The organism is Prevotella sp. P5-50, from assembly GCF_002251295.1.
In the GTDB taxonomy this organism is placed as follows: Bacteria; Bacteroidota; Bacteroidia; order Bacteroidales; family Bacteroidaceae; genus Prevotella.
On record NZ_NPJA01000051.1, the window covers coordinates 139,261 to 160,466 of the forward strand.

Annotated in this window: 13 protein-coding genes; 6 read left to right on the forward strand and 7 right to left on the reverse strand. The window is 46.1% G+C overall.

Going from position 1 to position 21,206, the window contains the following annotated elements:
- Positions 1-22 precede the first annotated feature (22 nt).
- The 4 genes from CIK88_RS11080 to mscL form a co-directional block, all read right to left on the reverse strand.
- Entirely contained in the window at positions 23-3,319 is a 3,297-nt protein-coding gene (locus tag CIK88_RS11080) for a TonB-dependent receptor (RefSeq protein ID WP_254046371.1), read from the reverse strand.
- A gap of 1,586 nt (positions 3,320-4,905) precedes the next feature.
- Complete coding sequence (locus CIK88_RS11085; RefSeq protein WP_094436486.1) at positions 4,906-6,249, reverse strand: D-alanyl-D-alanine carboxypeptidase; 1,344 nt, start codon at positions 6,247-6,249, stop codon at positions 4,906-4,908.
- 99 nt (positions 6,250-6,348) lie between these two features.
- A complete protein-coding gene (locus CIK88_RS11090) occupies positions 6,349-8,025 on the reverse strand; it encodes a SulP family inorganic anion transporter (RefSeq protein ID WP_094436564.1) in 1,677 nt (558 codons plus the stop codon).
- 80 nt (positions 8,026-8,105) lie between these two features.
- Positions 8,106-8,489 carry a large-conductance mechanosensitive channel protein MscL gene (mscL, locus tag CIK88_RS11095; protein WP_094390130.1) on the reverse strand — a complete coding sequence of 128 codons (384 nt, stop codon included), beginning with the start codon at positions 8,487-8,489 and terminating at the stop codon, positions 8,106-8,108.
- A gap of 271 nt (positions 8,490-8,760) precedes the next feature.
- Between mscL and gap the strand changes: the two genes are divergently transcribed.
- From gap to CIK88_RS11110, 3 genes are all read left to right on the forward strand, one after another.
- On the forward strand, positions 8,761-9,789 hold the full coding sequence (gene gap / locus CIK88_RS11100) for a type I glyceraldehyde-3-phosphate dehydrogenase (protein WP_094390131.1): 1,029 nt from the start codon (positions 8,761-8,763) through the stop codon (positions 9,787-9,789).
- Between the two features lie 130 nt (positions 9,790-9,919).
- A complete protein-coding gene (gene miaA, locus CIK88_RS11105; protein ID WP_094436566.1) occupies positions 9,920-10,843 on the forward strand; it encodes a tRNA (adenosine(37)-N6)-dimethylallyltransferase MiaA in 924 nt (307 codons plus the stop codon).
- A gap of 44 nt (positions 10,844-10,887) precedes the next feature.
- Positions 10,888-11,814 (forward strand): diacylglycerol kinase family protein, encoded by a 927-nt coding sequence (locus CIK88_RS11110; protein ID WP_094390132.1) that lies wholly within the window; start codon positions 10,888-10,890, stop codon positions 11,812-11,814.
- A 37-nt stretch (positions 11,815-11,851) separates the two neighbouring features.
- On the opposite strand, the gene CIK88_RS11115 is transcribed toward CIK88_RS11110, so the two are convergent.
- On the reverse strand, positions 11,852-12,559 hold the full coding sequence (locus tag CIK88_RS11115; RefSeq protein WP_371591578.1) for a Crp/Fnr family transcriptional regulator: 708 nt from the start codon (positions 12,557-12,559) through the stop codon (positions 11,852-11,854).
- Positions 12,560-12,829: 270 nt separating this feature from the next.
- Between CIK88_RS11115 and CIK88_RS11120 the strand changes: the two genes are divergently transcribed.
- The 3 genes from CIK88_RS11120 to CIK88_RS11130 are packed head-to-tail and all read left to right on the forward strand — an operon-like array spanning position 12,830 to position 17,549.
- Positions 12,830-14,779: a glycogen debranching enzyme N-terminal domain-containing protein gene (locus tag CIK88_RS11120; RefSeq protein WP_094390133.1), complete on the forward strand. Its 1,950-nt coding sequence runs from the start codon at positions 12,830-12,832 to the stop codon at positions 14,777-14,779.
- A 19-nt stretch (positions 14,780-14,798) separates the two neighbouring features.
- The gene (locus tag CIK88_RS11125; RefSeq protein ID WP_094436488.1) at positions 14,799-16,067 is read left to right on the forward strand and encodes a glycosyltransferase family 4 protein; all 1,269 of its coding nucleotides are present in this window, start codon (positions 14,799-14,801) and stop codon (positions 16,065-16,067) included.
- A gap of 39 nt (positions 16,068-16,106) precedes the next feature.
- Entirely contained in the window at positions 16,107-17,549 is a 1,443-nt protein-coding gene (locus CIK88_RS11130) for a glycoside hydrolase family 57 protein (protein ID WP_094436490.1), read from the forward strand.
- 1,098 nt (positions 17,550-18,647) lie between these two features.
- Here CIK88_RS11130 and CIK88_RS11135 read toward each other — a convergent pair.
- Both CIK88_RS11135 and CIK88_RS11140 read right to left on the reverse strand, forming a co-directional pair.
- Positions 18,648-19,613, reverse strand: a complete 966-nt coding sequence (locus tag CIK88_RS11135; protein ID WP_094436492.1) for a YitT family protein — start codon at positions 19,611-19,613, stop codon at positions 18,648-18,650.
- Positions 19,614-19,662: 49 nt separating this feature from the next.
- Complete coding sequence (locus CIK88_RS11140; protein ID WP_094436494.1) at positions 19,663-21,195, reverse strand: phosphotransferase; 1,533 nt, start codon at positions 21,193-21,195, stop codon at positions 19,663-19,665.
- Positions 21,196-21,206: the final 11 nt, after the last annotated feature.

A 21,206-nucleotide genomic window follows, 5' to 3' on the forward strand; every position in this document is an offset into this window, starting at 1 on the left:
TCAGTTTCTTAGGTTTGTATCTTTAGAATGTTACGTTGAGACCGAAAGAGAAGGTGCGTGAACGTGGGTAGCGGTTGTAGTCCATAGAAGGAGTCAGACCAGACTGCACGTCAACCTCGGGGTCGTAACCAGAGTAGCTGGTGAGGATGAAGAGGTTTGAAGCAGAAACGTAAGCACGGACTTTCTCGATACCAAACTTCTTGGTGATGAGGTTCGGCAGGGTGTAACCTACGGTAACGTCGGTGCAACGGAGGAATGAACCATCTTCTACGAAGTATGAGAACATCACGTTGTTGACTACGTCTGCAGGGTTCCACAGGCTTGCATTAGCATTCAGATTCTTGTAGAGTCCCAGTGCACCGTTGATATAGACGTTTTTGTAGAGTGTCTCACCGGTGATGTTGTGACCATCGTTGTTAACAAATCCCTCTGGGGCGGTATAACGCCAACGCTTGTCAGCAAACTTAGAATCTACGTTGAAGAAGTTGTACTGGCTTGATGATGATGATGACATAGCGAATGCTGTGGCATTATATACATCAAAGTCGAGCATGTAAGTGAAGTTGGCTGTGAAGTCGAAGCTCTTCCACTGACCTGACAAACCGAAACCACCTTGCCATTTGGGGTTGGTGTTACCGATTACGGTCATATCCTTCTGGTCGATCTGACCGTCACCATTGAGGTCTTTCAGCTTGATCTTACCGGGCAGAGTAGAGTAACCTGAGTTAGATGAGCTGAAGATACCGTTACCGGTGTTATTCTCGTAACCGTCGGTAACAGTACCGCCGATGAGCATGCCGTTGAGTGTAGCTTTGTTGTTAGGAGTGGCCTCGTAAGAGGCTGTTTCAGGATAGGTAAATTCATCCCAGTTGTAGAGTCCGTCATATACGAAACCGTAGAACAGACCGAGTTCACCACCTACCTGCATCACGTAGTCATTTTCGATAGATGACTTCCATTTACCAGCAGTATTATAAAGCGGAGTGTTACCGTCAGAAGCATTCAGCTTCTTGATGGTCATCTTGTTGTGACCGAGAGTGAAGTTACCGCTTACCACATAGTCTTTACCACGTACGATGTCGCCGTTGACGGTGAGTTCCCAACCGTTGTTGGCTACCTTACCGATGTTCTGCATCTGCTTCTGGTATCCTGATACGCCAGGAATAGTAGAATTGTAGAGCAGGTCACGTGTGGTATTCCAATAGATTTCAGGAGTGATGCTCAGACGTCCACCGAAGAGTGAGATGTCCATAGCAAGGTTGCGGGTGATCGTAGTTTCCCACTTGATGTCCTTGTTAGGATAGTTACCTGGAGCACCATAGTAGAGTTCACCACCTACAGTAGCCTCACCGAAAGCGGGACCGCCAGTAGCATTGGTGGTGTAGAGATAGCGCCAGAGGTCGTCAGCGATATTGTTGTTACCGGCGAGACCGAAGGCAGCGCGGAGTTTCAACTGATCAATCCATTTCACATCTTTCAGGAATTTCTCCTTATTGATCACCCATGCACCAGAGATAGAGGGGAAGTAGCCCCACTGGTTGCCGGGAGCAAACTTGGTAGAACCGTCAGCACGGAAGGTACCTGAGATCAGATATTTGTGCTGGTAGTTGTATGAAACCTGACCGAAGAACGATGCTGTGCGGTTGGCAGTAGAACGCTTGGTGTAGGTCTGTTCAGCATAGGGCTGACCGAGTGCCATATTGTTGAGGGCTGTTTCTGCATCGATGTTTTGATCGAAGAGGTGGGCAGCCTGCTGGTTTGCCTTATACTGTGAGTGATAGATCTCCTGACCCAAGAGGAACGACAAGTTGTGCTTATCCTGGAGAGTCAAGTCGTAAGAAGCGGTATTGGTCCAAGTGTATGACTCAGAGTTTCTCTTGTAGAGCATGGCAACAGGCTTATTGTTGTTGATGGCAGCTTTTGCCATACCGGTCTGCCAGCCATAGAAACGTTCAGTATCGCTGAATCCGAGTGTGTAGTTACCCTCACTGCGCAGAACGAGACCCTTGATGGGAGACCACTTCAGTGCAAACTGGTTGGTGATGGTGTAACCATGCTTCTTCTGGGTGTTGGTTTGGATATCGTTGACAGGGTTTGTCAGACGGAAGTTGCTGGCATCAGCCTCATTTTCCATCTCTTCGTATGAACCCCACTCACGCAGACCTGCTGTAGGACGGTAGCGCAATACGTCGATCAGACCACCTGAACCGATGTTGTCACCACCTGCACCTTCGTCACGACGATAGCTGATCTTAGGATTGTAGGTGAACTCAAGGTTCTTGGTAATCTTGGTATTGAGCTTGAGGTTGATGTTGGTACGACGTACGCCTGAACCGAGGATGATACCCTTATCTTCTGACTGAGTCAGTGAGAGGTTGAAACGTGTAGTCTCGTTACCACCACCGATGGTCACGTTGCTGGAGTAGTTGACGGGGTGGTTGCCCAAAACCTCATCCTGCCAGTCGCGTGTAGCCTCGTTGCGATAGAGAGAAATGTCCTTAGGGTTACCGAAGTTGCCACGGAAAGGCTTAGCCCATGAAGAGCGGTTGCCGTTAGCAGCAGCACGGTCATACTGATAGTCAACAAATTCGAAGGTGTTCATCTGGCTCATAGAGCGTGCCAATGAAGATACGCTGAGACGTCCGTTGAACGACACCTGAACCTTACCAGTCTTAGCAGATTTAGTAGTAACTACAACAACACCGTTACCACCTTTCGCACCATAGATAGCGGTCAGAGAAGCATCTTTCAATACGTCGATTGAAGCGATATCCGTGGGAGGAATATCATTGATGTTGTCAACCTGGAAACCATCGACGATGAACAGTGGCTGGTTGCTCTGAGTTACAGACGTGGCTCCACGAACGCGGATGTTGATGTCGGCACCTGGCTGACCATCGACTGTTGTAATCTGCACACCGGCAATCTTACCCTGAAGGGCTTCGGCTGCTGATGATACAGGAACCACTGCCAGTTTCGCACCGCTTACCGAACCGACCGAACCGGTCAGGTCTTTACGTGCTTTACTGGTGTAACCCACAACGACCACCTCATCAAGGGCGGCGTTGTCGTCCTGGAGGACGATTTTCAGATTGCTACCTGCTGCAACTTCCTGAGTCACCATACCGATGTATGAGATGACCAGCTTCTTCGAGGCAGGCACCTTGATGGTGAAGTTACCGTCGAAGTCAGTTACGGCTGCATTCTTAGGATTTCCCTTTTCTACTACGGTTGCACCAATAACGGCTTCGCCATTGGAGTCTGTGACTGTACCCTTAGCGACGGTCTGTGCATAAGCATTACCGACGATCAAGAGCATACACAGAACAAGTACCGTGCGTGAAATACTCTTAAAATAAACAGACATAAAATTAGTAGTTTTGAAAATTAGTAATATTTTTGATGTTGTTTGTTTGCAAAGTTACTTAAAATTTATTAAAACCCACCTAAAAAAGGTAAAATGTTCCACGTAAACGTTTACATTGGAATTGTTGTTTCCAATGATATTAGGTGGAAGTCGGTTTCCGTATTGATCCCCCATCAGCACTCTGGAGCGATGAGTTTCGCTCCAGAGACTTGATGGGATTTGAGGGCAAAAGGATTTTCCCATAGATGCTGTTGATGTGTATATAATTGTCAGTAGTTTGATGATGCAAAGATACTACTTTCTTTTCGTTGCTGATAAATATTCATCGCATTATTACACGTAAACGTTTTCGCTAATTGTTGCAGGTACAGGCTGTGCTTGAAGTAGTTTTATAGGAGGTGTTACAAAAAGGATCATTCGTGTTCTTTATATATATTATAATGTATACGCACGCACACGCGCACACGCGAATCTCTTAAATTGTTAACACCGAACACCAATATGGCACCATCCTACAGTTATTTTAGTTTTCAAGAAAATTTCGACCACACGACCACAGATATCCGCATCACGTTATCCTTCAACATCTTACAGGTGTGGTCAATTCCTAAAAATCGGGATTTTCGACCACACTTCGACCACCAGTGCAACGATGTGATGTACACGAATCAGCCTAAAGAATGATGCTTTTCAATGTGGAATTACTATTGTTTTCGGCAAAAGAGCAGAGCTGAGTTACTTTTGTCCTTTCAGGACGTGGTTGATTATGTGCATTCATATCCGCAGGGCGATGCCCTGGGCTAAGGAAACCATTGGGCTTTCAGCCCGCCTTTGCTTGTTTGGTTATTAACACATCTTTAGTTGTTGGGTATTAGCCCGTCTTTAGTTGTTGGGTATTAGCCCGTCTTTAGTCGCTGGGTTACTAACGCCCCGAATGGGGCAAAATCTTCATAGCCCAGGGTAACACCCTGGGGTGTATGATTTTATTTAGCCTACGTCCTGTAAGGACAAAAGTAAAGCGTGATCCTATTTTCCTTATAAAATACTATCGTTTATCAGCACTTTGACAAGCCTTGATAACACCTTTATCAAATATTGGATAACACCTTTATCAAATATTAGATAACACTTTCATCAAACGTTGGATAATACTCTTATCAAACGTTGGATAATATCTTTATCAAACGTTGAAAACACTTTTACCAAACGTTGGGCAACACTTTTGCCAAACGTTGGGTAACACTTTTGCCAAACGTTGGGCAACACTTTTGCCAAACGTTGGGTAACACTTTTGCCAACCATCTAACAACACCTTGACAAAACACTTTCTCCAAAATATCGATCAGTTTATGATAAGCATTTTCGTTAAGCCAAATAACGCAAGTTGGTGGTCGATTGATGGTCGACACTTCAGTTTCGACCACAGTATAAAGCACTGACCGACAACATGATACACTCATCTGTGGTCGTGTGGTCGAAATTTTCTTAAAACTATATTTTATGTTTGCCATCCGAGAATTGTGTTGTAGCAAACTGAATTATTCTTTCATCATCATCTTACAAATACGATCTTGGAAGAGGCGAGACTCGGCTACTGGAGAGTCAACATTGATGATGGAGAAAATGTACCAATGGTCATCAGCAGCAAGAAGATAACCGCAAAGTGACGATGCACCATAGGTGGTCATAGTGCCTGTTTTACAAAACAAACGACCTTTGTAGTCGGGATGGCTCATACGGGTAAGAAGCGAACCGCGTCGCTCGCCACCTACAGTGGATGCCAAAGCCTCATCAATAAAGAAATCCTTCAACTGCTTGTCACCATAAGCATAGCGCAGCATATCAACAAGAACAGAGGCTGACAGACGATTTTCGGGCGACAGTCCTGAACCGTCGTGAAAGACAAGACGCGTTGAAACACTATCGAGCACTTGTGTTTTCTCTCTCCAGAAAGTTTCGGCATAATGTTTTGCATCCCAATTCATACGACGGTTGGGCATCAATCCCTGCTTCCAGTCAAGATGATAGAACACAGCATCTGCCTTAATATTGCTGCTATGGATGAGCATGGGAGTGATGACATCGCGAAGCAGATGGGATGAGGTGGCAACATAATGATACTTGCCACCACCGAAACGACCCTTTGAACGTCTTGCATTGACCGTTTTATCATTGCGTACGGTCACTCCATTCATACGCATAGAGGCTCGGAAGGTGCGATCCACATAGCGCTTGCCACGGAGAAGAAGTGGAGTCCGGTTGTAAGGTATATCCCATGCTTTCGCCGTAGGATGCGGACGCAGCGTATCTTCTCGTGCCAAAGTGATATACACATTGCCACGAACATGACGGATTCCCCTACTCTGCATCTTCTTGATGAGTGGATCAAAACTCTCCATGAGTGGGTCATCATCGGCCATCAGAAGGAGATTGCCCACAAGGGTGTCACGCTTCATCTCTCCCATGACGAGGATGTGTTCACGATATTGGTGGTTCATGCCTAAAGTCTTGAGCGCAGCAATAGCGGTGGAAATCTTCATACATGAGGCAGGTATAAAGCTTTCCGTATCATGATATCTATAGACATAGCGTTGGGTGGTGGCGTCAAAAACAGAGACGGCAATCTTGTTGGTGTCGAGTCGCAACGGTTTGTGCATCAGACTGTCCAAACGGTGTTGCATCCTTTCGTCACATGCAAGCATCTCTGGTGTCACATGCAGCGTAGGCTTCTCTTCCTGTACTGGCTCGTCTGCACTTAACCAACTAAAGAATGCAACAAGCGCTACTATGATATAATAAATGACTGTGATAACCGCAGCAAGGAAGAGCAACAACAATGCTACCCTTCCTTTGCGAATGCGTCTTCTACGTTTTTTTTCCATCTTGTATAAGCCCCACCTAAGTGCGGTCTTTAGCTATGATTCCCCCACCCCACAGGGGTAAAGGGGAATCGTTCATTCATTTCAATATAATTCTGGTGTTCAAGAAATAATCTCGTTGGCACGAGTAAGTGCCAAGTCGATATGGCTGCAGATATTCTCCTTGCCCAACAATTTCTCAAAATTGTTGCGGCGCAACACGGCTTCAACCTTGGGATTGACGCCCGACAACACGACAGTGATACCTTCCTTCTGGCTCATCAAACACATGTTCTCCAAGTTGTGAAGACCGGTAGAGTCGATAAACGGCACCTTACGCATGCGGATGATGCGCACTTTGGGTCGGTCGTTATAACTCGACATGATATCCTCGAAGCGGTTACCTGCACCGAAGAAGTAGGGACCGTTAATCTCATACACCTCCACTCCTTCAGGAATAGTCAGGTGGATAAGGTCGCCACGCTCCATGTCTGCATCCTCGTTGAGGTCGATTTCATCGTAGATAGCTGTCACATCGGTAGCTTCTGATACACGTTTCATAAAGAGCAGACATGCACAGATAAGGCCAAATTCAATAGCAACGGTAAGATCGAATATGATGGTAAGGAAGAATGTGAGCAACAATACGGTAACATCGCTCTTCGGATTGCGCAACATGGCAAGGAAGGAACGCCAACCGCTCATATTATAGGATACCACCACCAATACTCCTGCCAAACAAGCCATCGGAATGTATTGTGCCAAGGGCATGAGGAAAAGGAAGATGAGCAACAACACTACGGCATGTACAATACCGGCTACGGGGGTACGTCCACCGTTGTTGATGTTGGTCATCGTGCGTGCAATGGCACCAGTAGCGGGAATACCGCCAAAGAGTGGCGATGCAATATTAGCCAATCCCTGACCTATCAATTCGGTATTGGAGTTATGATGATCACCTATCACACCATCTGCCACTGTAGCAGACAGCAACGATTCGATGGCTCCCAACACAGCGATTGTCACTGCCGGACCTACCAATCCCTTAATGGTTTCCCATGAAAGGGCGGGCAACGTGGCTTCGGGCAGTTCGGAATGGATGCTAAAGCGGTCGCCAATAGTTTCTATGGTGGTCACACCGGCATACTGTTTGAGCAACAAGGCTGCCACAGTGATGATAATAATTGCCACCAACGAACCCGGCACCTTCTTGCTCACACGCGGCGTGAGTGCGATGATAATGACACTTGCCACACCCATCACGGTGCTCCAAAGGTCGATATTCGCTATATTATTAATATATGCCACCCATTTTTCCATGAAGTCGGCAGGTACAGTAGTCATCTGCATACCCAACAAATCCTTTACCTGAGTGGTGAAAATGGTAACGGCGATACCACTGGTGAAGCCCACAACAATAGGATAAGGTATATATTTGATGATGGTTCCCAATCGCAATACACCGAGAAGTATCAGAAACACACCTGCCATCAGTGTGGCAATGGTCAGACCCTGCATACCATATTGCTGAATGATGCCATAGACGATGATGATGAACGCACCTGTAGGACCGCCAATCTGAACCTTGCTACCACCGAAAAGCGAGCAGAACAGTCCGGCAACAATGGCAGTGATGATACCCTTCTCTGGTGAGACACCACTGGCTATACCAAAAGCAATCGCCAATGGCAAAGCTACTATACCAACTATTAGTCCCGCCATAACGTCGGCGACAAACGTCTTTTTGTCGTAATGTGCAATAGCCGAAAAGAACTTCGGCTTAAAATCCAATGTTTTTATCATTATTATACTGAAAACAAAAATAATAAGGTGACGCCGTGACGGGTGTCACCTTATTAATAAATAAGTGATACTTAAAGTTACTTGTTTTTGAGCAAATCACGTATCTCAGCAAGAAGTTCTTCCTGAGTAGGACCAGCAGGAGCTGCAGGCTGTTCGGGCTCTGCCTTTTTGCGGTTGAACTTATTGATACCTTTAAGCATCAGGAAGATACAGAAAGCAATAATCAAGAAGTCAATGACATTCTGTACAAACATGCCATACTTCACCTCAGCATCAACAACCTTAATCGACAGTGCAGAGAAATCAACACCACCAGTGAGCACACCAATGATAGGCATCAACACATTGTCAACCAGACTTGAAACGATCTTTCCGAATGCACCGCCGATGATAACGCCGACAGCCATGTCCAACACGTTACCCTTCATGGCAAACTCTTTGAATTCACTAATAAAACTCATAACTGTTTCCTTTTTTTAATTATATGTTACACGAGTGATTTAAATATTCATTCTGCAAACTCCAAGTGGCAAACACCACACTTTTGTCACCTGTAATTGTGTTAAAGTCTCATCTTTTAACTTTATTAAAAGAATTAACTTCCATTTCTTCTGCAAAATTAGATATTTTTTTGTAACTTTGTGCCCGAAAACAGGAAAAAGTGACTTTTGTGCCACATTTTTCAATATTAATGGGACAAATTATAACAAACCTTTTAAATATTTTAAGAAAATGACAAAAGTAGCAATTAACGGTTTTGGCCGTATTGGTCGTCTGGCTTTCCGTCAGATGTTTGAAGCAGATGGTTACGAGGTTGTTGCCATCAACGACCTGACAAGTCCTAAAATGTTGGCTCACCTTCTGAAGTATGACACTGCTCAGGGTGGTTTCGCTGGAAAGTACGGCGAAGGCAAACACACCGTAGAGGCTGGTGAAGACTACATCGTTGTTGACGGTAAGAAAATCACCATCTACGCTAAACCAAACGCAGCTGAGCTTCCTTGGGGTGAGCTGGGTGTTGACGTAGTTCTCGAGTGCACAGGTTTCTACACTTCAAAGGAGAAAGCTTCTGCACACATCAAGGCTGGTGCCCGCAAGTGCGTTATCTCTGCTCCTGCAGGTAACGACCTTCCCACTATCGTTTACAATGTAAACCACACCACTCTGACCAAGGACGACAACGTTATCAGCGCTGCTTCTTGCACCACTAACTGCTTGGCTCCTATGGCTGCTGCTCTGAACAAGTACGCTCCTATCGCCAGCGGTATCATGTCAACCATCCACGCTTACACTGGCGACCAGATGATTCTTGACGGTCCTCAGCGCAAGGGCGACCTCCGTCGTTCACGTGCAGGTGCTCAGAACATCGTTCCTAACTCAACTGGTGCTGCTAAGGCTATCGGTCTCGTTATCCCAGAGCTGAACGGCAAACTGATTGGTTCTGCTCAGCGCGTTCCAACTCCTACTGGTTCAACCACTATCTTGGTTGCTGTCGTTAAGGGTAAGGACGTTACCGTTGAGGGCATCAACGCTGCTATGAAGGCTGCTCAGACTGAGAGCTTCGGTTACAACGAGGATCAGATTGTATCAAGCGATATCATCGGTATGAAGTTCGGTTCTCTCTTCGACGCTACCCAGACCATGGTTAGCAAGATCGACGACGACACCTATCAGGTACAGGTTGTTTCTTGGTACGACAACGAGAACAGCTACACCTCTCAGATGGTTCGTACTATCAAGTACTTCTCAGAGAACTGCTAATTAGCATTGTCCCCAAAAAGGCAACATTGATAAAAGCCGCCCTTGGCATGTGCCTTGGGCGGCTATTTTTCTAATTTGACAAAATTATAGCTATCCTTCAATACACTTCTAACCGCTTATGCCATTCGATATGATAACCATTCTTGGTCCTACTGCATCGGGAAAGACCGACCTTGCCGCCCATTTGGCAGTAAGCTTGGGAAACTGTGAAATCATCAGTGCAGATAGCCGACAGGTTTATAAACACATGGACATCGGAACCGGAAAAGACTTGAAGGACTATGTGGTTAATGGTACGGCAGTGCCTTATCACTTGATAGACATCTGCGAACCTGGCACGAAATATAACCTTTTCCAATATCAGCAGGATTTCCAACAGGCATACAACGATATCAAGAACAGAGGCAAGATGCCCATCCTATGTGGTGGCACTGGACTTTATATCGAAGCTGTATTGAAAGGATATTCCCTATCACCCGTTCCACAAAACGAGCAACTGCGCAAAGACCTTGAAGGCAAGTCGCTGGAACAACTTACGGCTATGCTTCAAGAATTGAAAGCACAAAACGGCTCTGTCATGCACAACACGACCGATGTTGATTCTGCACAACGTGCCATACGTGCTATAGAAATAGAGACCTACAATCTCCACACACCGACAGAACTGCGACAGGTGCCGCCCGTCCATTCACTTATCATCGGAGTAGATATCGACCGCGAAGCACGACGCAACAAGATCACCGAAAGACTCAAATCGCGTCTTGAAGAAGGCATGACTGATGAGGTGAAAGCCCTACTTGACAGGGGAATCCCTGCAGAAGACCTGATTTATTACGGACTGGAATACAAGTTTGTGACTGAATATCTTATAGGTAAACTCAGTTACGAAGAGATGTTCAAACGGTTGGAGATAGCCATTCACCAGTTTGCCAAGCGACAGATGACATGGTTTCGAGGCATGGAACGTCGCGGATTTACCATACATTGGATTGACGCTCTCCTACCAATGGATAAAAAAGTGGAGGAGATTCTGCGCATTTCCAAATCGGAATAATCACAACCAATTATCAGTATTCAACATTAAAAGAAATATATAAGGTGGCAGTAGATGATAAGAAGTGGGGCATCCTATATTGCCCCAAGCACCGTTCGGGCAAGCAGCGCGAACGTATTCAGCGTGCACTCAATGAGCATGGTGTGGATTACGACTTTGTGCAAAGCGAGACTGCAGGCAGCGTAGAACGCTTGATAAATATGTTGATTCACAACGGCTACAAGACCATTATCATTGCCGGTGGTGACTCGGCACTCAATGATGCGGTAAACTGTCTGATGAAAGTAGAGAAACAAATGCGCGACACCATTGCCTTGGGACTCATTCCCAACGGTTTGATGAACGATTTTGCACGCTATTGGAACTTTCGTGAAGGCAATCTTGACCAGACTATCAGTTGGCTGAAAAAGTATCGTGTACGCCCCATCGACCTTGGTTGCGTGCGCTACACCAATAAGAAAGGCGAACAATGCCATCGCTATTTCCTCAACTGCATCAATATCGGCATGGTGGCAGACGTGATGAACCTGCGTCAGCAAACGCGCGCCATATTGGGTTCTCGCTTTCTTTCTATTATTCTGTCCGCCATATTACTCATCTTCCACCGCATGGATTATAAGATGAGCATCAAAATCAATGCCGAAACCATACAACGCCGAGTGATGACGCTATGTATAGGTAGTGGCCCTGGTTACGGATTGACACCTAACGCTGTGCCTTACAATGGACTTTTGGATGTATCGCTGGTATATCAAGCCAAAATAGTACAGATATTCCACGGACTATGGATGATGCTGACAGGTCGTCTGCTCAACCATCGCATGGTGCACCCCTATCGCACACAAGAAATCGTTATAGAAGATGGTGGTAAAGCCTTGGTATCTGTTGACGGACGTCCGATGGGAACTCCTGTAGGTTCCTATCGCATCAATGTAGAGCAGGAAGTGATACGTTTCCTTATTCCAGATTAAACTTCTATCTATTATAAGTCAAAGGAAAAGACGCATCTTATCCACAAACCGAAATGCTTTTCAGCTTTTCCTCATCATTGATGGCAATACGGCGACCATCAAGAATCACCAATTCCTCCTCTGCAAAAGCAGACAAAGTACGGATGGCATTACATGTTGCCATACTTGACATACTGGCAAGATCTTCTCGACTCACCCGGATATTGAGGGTTTTCCCGTCGCTCTCTGTACCGTATTTTTCCTTTAGGCGCAATAATGCTTCAGCCAATCTGCCACGTATATGCTTTTGTGTCAAGTTGACAGTCTGTTCATCGGCACGTCCTAAGAGATTGGCCAGATGTTTGATAAAACATATCGCCAACTGATTATTTTCCGTAATAAGATATTTGACAACGGATATAGGAATAAGACCAAGTTGCGAAGCTTCGATAGCTGATGCCGATGTGGTATAGGCTTCATCCATAAATCCAGCACGATAACCGAAATAACTATGCGGTTTCACCATGCGAACTATCTGATGACGTCCACCAATTCCCTCTTTGAATATCTTCACTTTTCCTTTGATGAGACAAAACAAAGACGTTGGATTCTCACCTTCGGTATAGATCATTTCGTTTCGCTTGTAGTCCTTCAACGTGATATGATCTATGAGATACTGACGTTGTTCATCAGTAAGTGGTGCCCAAAGATCCGTGAGGACTTTGGCTATAACAGAGTCATCTATATTTTTTCCCTCTATAATCATGTTAGTGTTGTTTATCGTGATCGAAACATTGTCCTTTGCATGCAAAGTTAATTGAAATCATGGAAAAAACAAAAAGAATATAAAGAAAAACGAATACTAATAGGTACTTTTACCGATGATATGGGTTAAAATTCTATGAATTTGCAAAAAAAACTATCTTTTATTTTGTAGAGACAACTAAATTCAGTAACTTTGGAGAAATAAAACTCCATCGCATATATGATGGACGCCTATATAACATACAAAACTAACAAAACCTAAATAGGAACTATGAGTTATTTACGATTTGAAAAAGCAGTAATGACAAACCTGCAGGAGTCACTGCACCGTGAATTGCTGCGAACTAACCGTTCGGGTGCCTATAGCAGTTCGACTATTGCCGACTGCAATACGCGCAAATACCACGGTCTGCTCGTTGTTCCCGTACCAGAACTTGACGATGAGAACCATGTGTTGCTCTCTTCATTCGACTGTACGGTAATCCAGCACGGTGCTGAGTTCAATCTCGGACTCCACAAGTATCAGGGAAACAATTACAGCCCCAACGGTCACAAGTACATCCGCGAATTTACTTGTGATGTAGTGCCTACCATGATCTACCGCGTAGGCGGTGTGATTCTGAAGCGCGAAACTATTTTCCAGTGTTACGAAGACCGCATCCTCATCCGCTATACGCTTGTTGATGCCCACAGTGCCACTACTTTGCGCTTCCGCCCATTCCTTGCGTTCCGCTCGGTACGCCAGTTTACTCACGAGAACTCTGTTGCAAGCAGAGCTTATCAAGAGGTGGAGAATGGCATCAGCACCTGTATGTATGCCGGATACCCCGACCTTTACATGCAGTTTGATAAGAAAAACGAGTTTATCTTCAAGCCCGACTGGTATCGCGGTGTAGAATATCCGAAGGAACAGGAGCGCGGTTACGCTTCCAACGAAGACCTCTACGTGCCTGGCTATTTTGAGTTACCCATCAAGAAAGGCGAGAGCATTGTGTTCTCTGCATCTACATCGGCCATTAAGACCAGCAAACTGAAGAGCCTTTTTGAAAAGGAAATAGCTATCCGCCAACCTCGCGACAACTTCTACCATTGCCTCGTGGCATCAGCCCATCAGTTCCGCAATCGCCAGCCCAATGATGACCGTTACCTGCTGGCAGGTTATCCTTGGTTTAAGGCACGTGCACGCGATACATTTATAGCGCTGCCGGGACTCACCCTTGCCATAGGCGAACGCGACTATTTTGAGTTGGTGATGAAGACTTCAGAAAAAGGACTTCGCGAATATATGGAGGGCAAACCACTGACAGTGAAGCTCTACGAGATAGAACATCCCGATGTCCCCCTATGGTGTGTATGGACCATCCAGCAGTATGCCAAGGATGCCGGCCGCGAACAAGGCTATAAGATGTATGGCAAACTGGTACATGACATTGTAAAATATGTGATGGAAGACGGTCATGAGAATATGCACCTCGATGACAACGGACTGCTGTTCGCCAACGGACGTGACAAGGCCATCACCTGGATGAACTCTACCGCCAACGGTCGCCCAGTAGTGCCACGCTCTGGATATATTGTTGAGTTCAACGCGCTGTGGTACAACGCGCTCCGCTTCTGCGCTTCACTCGAAGCCGAATTTGGCGATGCTAAATTTGCCGAACAGCTCGAAGAATTGGCAGAACGCTGCAAAAAATCATTCGTTGACACATTCCTCAACGAATATGGCTATCTGCTCGACTATGTTGATGGCAATATGATGGACTGGAGCGTACGCCCGAATATGATCTTCCCTGTAGCTTTCGACTACTCTCCGCTTGATCAGAATCAGAAGAAGAATGTGCTCGACATATGCACTCGCGAACTGCTCACTCCAAAGGGACTGCGCTCGCTATCGCCCAAAAGCGGTGGATACAACCCCATGTATGTTGGTCCACAGGCACAACGCGACTATGCTTACCACCAGGGCACAGCATGGCCATGGCTTGAAGGATTCTATATGGAAGCCTGTTTGAAAATCTACAAGCGTAGCCGTCTCAGTTTCATTGAGCGACAGATGGTAAGCTATGAAGACGAAATGAACTATCATGCCGTCGGCACCATCAGCGAACTCTTCGACGGCAACCCACCTTTCAGTGGACGTGGCGCTATGGCTTTTGCCATGAATGTGGCTGAAATTCTGCGCACACTCAAGTTGTTGGAGAAATACACATACCAAAAGTAACTAACAGGAGGACAGAACTATGAAAGTATTAATGTTTGGATGGGAGTATCCTCCTCACGTGTATGGTGGACTCGCCACTGCCAACTATGGCATATCGCAAGGCTTGCATGCTCAGGGCGATATGGACATCACACTATGTTTGCCAAAACCTTTCGGCGATGAAGACCGCTCGGCATGCAACATTGTAGCTATGAATGCTGTGCCTATTGCATGGCGCGACGTCAATCGCGACTATGTAAGCCAGCGTGTAGGCAATATCATGGATCCCGATCTCTACTATCGTTTCCGTGACCATCTGTATGCCGACTTCAACTATATGCACGTCAACGACCTCGGTGCAATGGAGTTTGCAGGAGGCTATCCCGGCAATCTGCACGAGGAAATCAATAACTACTCGATTATTGCCGGTGTAGTGGCACGCACACTCGATTACGATATCATACATGCACACGACTGGCTGACTTATCCTGCCGGCATACATGCCAAGCAAGTGAGCGGTAAACCTTTGTGCATTCACGTACATGCCACTGACTTTGACCGATCACGCGGAAAAGTGAACCCCACCGTCTATTCTATCGAAAAGAACGGTATGGATCAGGCAGACTGCATCATGTGTGTATCAGAACTGACTCGTCAGACTGTCATCAACCAGTATCATCAGGATCCACGCAAGTGCTTCACGGTGCACAATGCCGTATATCCTCTGCCACAAGAATACGATGCCATCCCCCGTCCCGACCATACTGGTTGCGACAAGGTGGTAACCTTCTTGGGACGTATCACCATGCAAAAGGGTCCGGAATACTTCGTTGAAGCTGCCAACATGGTCATTCAACGCACCCGCAACGTGCGCTTCTGTATGGCAGGATCTGGCGACATGATGGATGCCATGATTCAATTGGCTGCCGAACGCGGCATCGCCGACCGTTTCCACTTCCCTGGTTTCATGCGCGGTAAACAGGTTTATGAGTGTCTGAAAGACTCCGACGTATATGTCATGCCTTCTGTTTCCGAGCCGTTTGGCATATCGCCACTCGAAGCCATGCAGTGTGGCACTCCGACTATCATCAGTAAGCAGTCGGGCTGTGCAGAGATTCTCGACAACTGTATCAAAGTTGATTACTGGGACATCCACGCTCTGGCAGATGCCATCTATAGCATCTGTGCCAACGATTCACTCTTCAACTACCTCAAAGAGGAAGGCAAGAAGGAAGTTGACCAAATCACCTGGGAGAAGGTTGGCGCATGGATCCGCACCCTCTACCTCCGCACTTTAGGCTGGGAATAGTTACTTATCAATAACACAACAACAAACGATGAATAGATTATGAAAACCATTTGTTTATATTTTGAAATACATCAGATCACACATCTGAAACGTTACCGTTTCTTTGATATCGGTACCGACCACTATTATTATGATGACTACGAGAACGAGCGTACCATCTGCGACATTGCAGAGCGCAGTTACATGCCCGCCCTCAATACCATTGGCGAGATGATTCGCGACAACGGACAGATGTTTAAAGTGGCATTCTCCCTCTCTGGAGTCGGCATGGAGCAATTGGAAATGCACGCCCCACAGGTATTGGAGAAACTACAGGAACTGAACAACACAGGATGTGTAGAGTTTCTCGCTGAGCCTTATTCACACGGATTGTCATCACTTGCCAACGAAGAGACATTTGCCCTCGACGTCAAGAAGCAGTGCCAGAAAATTGAAGAATACTTCGGCAAACGCCCAACCGTATTGCGCAATTCATCACTCATCTACAGCGACGATATCGGTGCACAGGCTGCTGCTATGGGATTCAAAGGTATGCTCACCGAAGGTGCTAAGCACGTGCTCGGATGGAAATCGCCACACTACGTATATCATTGCGCCATGGCCCCCAACCTCAAATTGCTGCTGCGCGACGTGGAACTCTCTGACGATATTTCACTGCGTTTCAACAATTCTGACTGGGAAGGATATCCGCTCTTTGCCGATTCATATATAGACCGCATTGCTCGTTTCCCAGAAGAGGAACAAATCATCAATATCTTCATGGAACTCTCGGCACTTGGCATCGCACAACCACTGTCAAGCAACATTCTGGAGTTCATCAAGGCATTGCCCGCCTGTGCGAAAGACAAAGGCATCACCTTCTCTACACCTACAGAAATCTGCATGAAGGTGAAGAGTGTTGGTGCACTCGATGTACCCGATACGCTCTCATGGGTAGATGAAGAGCGCGATGTAAGCTCATGGCTTGGCAACGCTTTGCAGCGCGAAGCCTTCAATAAGCTCTATAGCGTGGCAGACCGTCTGCGCATTGCCGACGATCCAGGCATCAATCAGGACTGGGACTACCTCCAGGCAAGCAACAACTTCCGTTTCATGACCACCAAACCATCCAACGTTGGACTGGACCGTGGTTTCTATAGCGGACCATTTGATGCTTTCACCAACTACATGAACATACTTGGCGACTTCATCAACCGCGTCAATGCACTCTATCCTGCCGAAATCGACAATGAGGAATTGAATGCTTTGTTGACCACCATCCGCAATCAGGGAGATGAAATCGTATATAAAGACAAGGAGATTGCACGCTTGCACACACTGCTTGCAAAGTATGAGGATGGTAGCGAAAAGCCTGCTGCTAAGCCAGCTGCCAAAAAGGCACCAGCTAAAAAGCCGGCTGCTAAGACTACTGCAAAGAAGACTTCTAAAGCAAAAACCGCTACCGCTAAAAAGGCAGCCACAAAGACTACATCAAAGAAGTAATAGCGTGAGGGATTATATTTCCCACATAGTTGGTGTATTCTAACTCATAAAAAGCCAAACTCGTTGCACGTACAGATCGTGATGTGCAACGAGTTTTTCTTGTTGCTATAGATAAACACAAATCGGTCATTAGCATTTGCTTCATCCTTCGTAAGGCACAACGCTTTCATACGCACTTTTCAAGCATCACCACTGACAGTTCGTGTTTCGTTAGCTCCATTACATGGCAACTTTTCTCGCCTTGGGATAAATCAACCGAAGTCTGCCATTCGCATCAGGTCTGGCAGTTTCTCGTCGTGACTTCGATAGTTTCCCGTCGGCTACTCGATCGACGTTCGTTGCTCTTTCGTTCGTTTTTTGCTTGTTCCTCGTTCGGTCCTCGTTCGGTCTTCGATAGACTAACGAATAAGCAACGAGAGACGAACGAGAGACGAACGAGGACCTAACGAGAACCGAACGAGAAGTTAACGAGAACCGAACGATAACGGGTCGGGTATCAAATGAAGACTCATGATCCTTCTGTTGTAACCAGTTGGGGTTGTTGAACGTACTGTTTGTAAACATAAATGCGCAGTTTTGGTTATTCGTTAAATGGTTTGTTGCAAAGCTACCATCTTGTTTGGGAAATCATCCTCAGGTAGGGCTGCAAAGATACAACATCACAAAACCCAAATGTCCATCTTTGTCACTCTTTGTCACTCTTTGAGCTATTTTTTAATTTTATTTAACTCATCTATATACTTTTTATACAAATTCTGTACGCAGTCACACTAAATACTTTTGATGAGAAATCAATAATCGATCAATAAGACAACATATCTTTTGCCGTTAATAAGGCAGAATCTATTATCGAATGGTCTGTAAGTATCATTTACCGCGGTTTAAGTCTTTATTTTTGATCAGTCAAAATTTTCTGCGTTTCAAATCGCCATAGTCCATGATGTTTCATTCAAAGTATTACAAATCCAGTTTTATAAGAAATACCAAATACAAATCCAAATTCCACCCAAACCTTAATAATCGATTTGGGTTAAGTATGTTCTTTGAACCATCTCTTTAGTAAGTCCCCACCTGTTCTATCAAGCAACCAACCGGAAATTAATGTCCAGACGAAGTAGTTTCTGGATTTAATTCACGCTCTTTAGCCAACTTCTCACGAAGTTCCGTGAGATTGATTTTATGGTGTGCTTTCACTCGGTCAAAGCCCTGACCATATACACCAACCACAGCCGATTGAGCTACAAAGGCATTGGGATCTATCTCATCGATGAGGTCGAAAATGAAGCGCGACTCGCTCTTTTTAGCGATACAAAAAATCACCTTGATGTCTTTCTTCGTAAAGAAACCACTACCGTTGAGCACCGAGCATCCGCGGTCGGCTATCTGATTGATAGCCTCACCAATCTCTTGATACTTGTCGGAAATGATGAAAAACTGCACACTCTGACGTAGTGAGTTGACCATGTGGTCAACAACAAACGATATGACAAAGAGTAATACATAGCCATAGAGTACCTTTTCCCAGTCTTGCAACACCACATAGGAAGATGTGATGATGGTGAGGTCGCAGAACAAGATGATTTGTCCAAGCGACACATCACGATACTTATGTATCATGGCGGCTATCACATCCGATCCTCCAGTAGAACCTCCGGCAGAAAGTCCCAATCCCACACATGTGCCAAGGAATACGGCTCCCACCATACATGCCATAAACTTCTGATCGGCAAGCAGATGAAAATCGGGTGGCATAATATTTTGCAATACCGTAGAGGCTACGGTAAAGATCACAACACCATAGATGGTTTTAGCACAGAAACGCCATCCCAAGACCTTCAGCGCCACAACGAGCAACAAGGCATTAAGCACAAAGAATGTTTCGTGGGCTGGAATACCCGTCCCCCAATAAACAATCGATGCTACACCAATGATACCACCTGTTGTGATTTCATTAGGCAACAGAAAGAGTTCCACACCAACGGCTCCCAATATCATAGCAAGGGTGAGCACACAATAGTCGCGCAGTTGGCGCAAGAATTTCCCTTTATTACTTTTAGAATACATAAGCAATAGCAGTTTTTTAGATTGGTTATGCTTTTTTTACTCGTATGCCTCAACGCGCTGGCAAGGTTTGCGTGATGTGCTGCTCACGATGACAGATGCGCACCTCTATGCCAAACTTGTCGTGAAGATGCTCAGCCAGATGTTGGGCAGAATATACACTACGGTGCTGTCCACCTGTACAACCGAAACAAAACATCAATGATGTGAAGCCACGCTGCATGTAACGGCGCACATGGGCATCGGCAAGTCGATAGACGGAGTCGAGGAATGTCAGTATCTCACCATCGTCTTCCAAGAAACGGATGACCGGTTCGTCGAGTCCTGTCAACTGTTTGTAGGGTTCATAGCGACCGGGATTGTGAGTACTTCTACAGTCAAACACATAGCCGCCACCATTGCCACTCTCGTCTTCTGGTATGCCTTTGCGGTAAGAGAAACTATAGACCTTGACCACCAACGGTCCCTGAGAATCGTATTTAGAGAAAGTGGCAGGACCGTCTTGTGGATGCTGGCGGTAAGGGTTATGCGCAGTAGTCTTGTAGCCATCGGCTCTACTGGCTGTAAGTTCTATCTGCTGGAACTGCGGCAATTCTGTCAGGCGCTGAAGCAGGTCGATGAGATAGGGATAGGGGAAATGTGCCACTTCCAACAGTTCTCGAAGATTCTGTATAGCGGGCGGTATGCTACTGATGAAATGCTGTTTGCGCTCAAAATAGCCGCGGAATCCATAGGCTCCCAACACTTGCAGAATGCGGAACAGCACGAAGAGAGAGAGTCGCTCTACAAAGTGGTGAGGTGTGGGCACCTCGGTAAACTGCTTCAGCGCGTTGTAGTATTCATAGACCATTTCGCGGCGCAGCTTATAGGGATATTTGGCTGACGCCTGCCACAGAAACGATGCCAAATCATAATAATACGGTCCACGACGTCCGCCCTGGAAATCAATAAAATAAGGATTGCCCTCGCTGTCGAGCATCACGTTGCGTGCCTGGAAATCACGATAAAGGAAGGCATCACAACGCTCAGCTGTCAGGTCTTTGGCAAGCAGACGGAAGTCAGCCTCAAGCTTTAACTCATGAAAATCCAGTTCGGTAGCCTTGAGAAAACAATACTTGAAATAATTGAGATCAAACAACACACTATCCACATTGAATTCTGCCTGAGGATAACAATTGGTGAAATCGAGTCCTCTGGCACCCCGCATTTGGATGTTGGGCAACTGTCGAATGGTACGTTTCAGCAGTTCCTGCTCCTTCAACGTATATCTGCCACCAGCCTCACGTCCGCCACGAACGGCATCGAAAAGCGACACACTACCTAAGTCGGACTGCAAGTATCGGAGTTCGTCATCGCTAACTGCCAGAAGTTTAGGTACTGGCAATTGGCGCTGGGTAAAGTGTTGACAAAGATAAACGAAGGCATGATTCTCATCGCGACTGGTGCCGATGCATCCCACCACCGATGTGCCGTCGGCAGCTGTCATACGGTAATACTCGCGATTGCTGCCTGCACCGGGCAGTTTTTCCACCTGTGCGGGTTCTTCTCCGCACCATTTACTATAGAGTGATATGAGTTGTTGCATGATGATTCAAT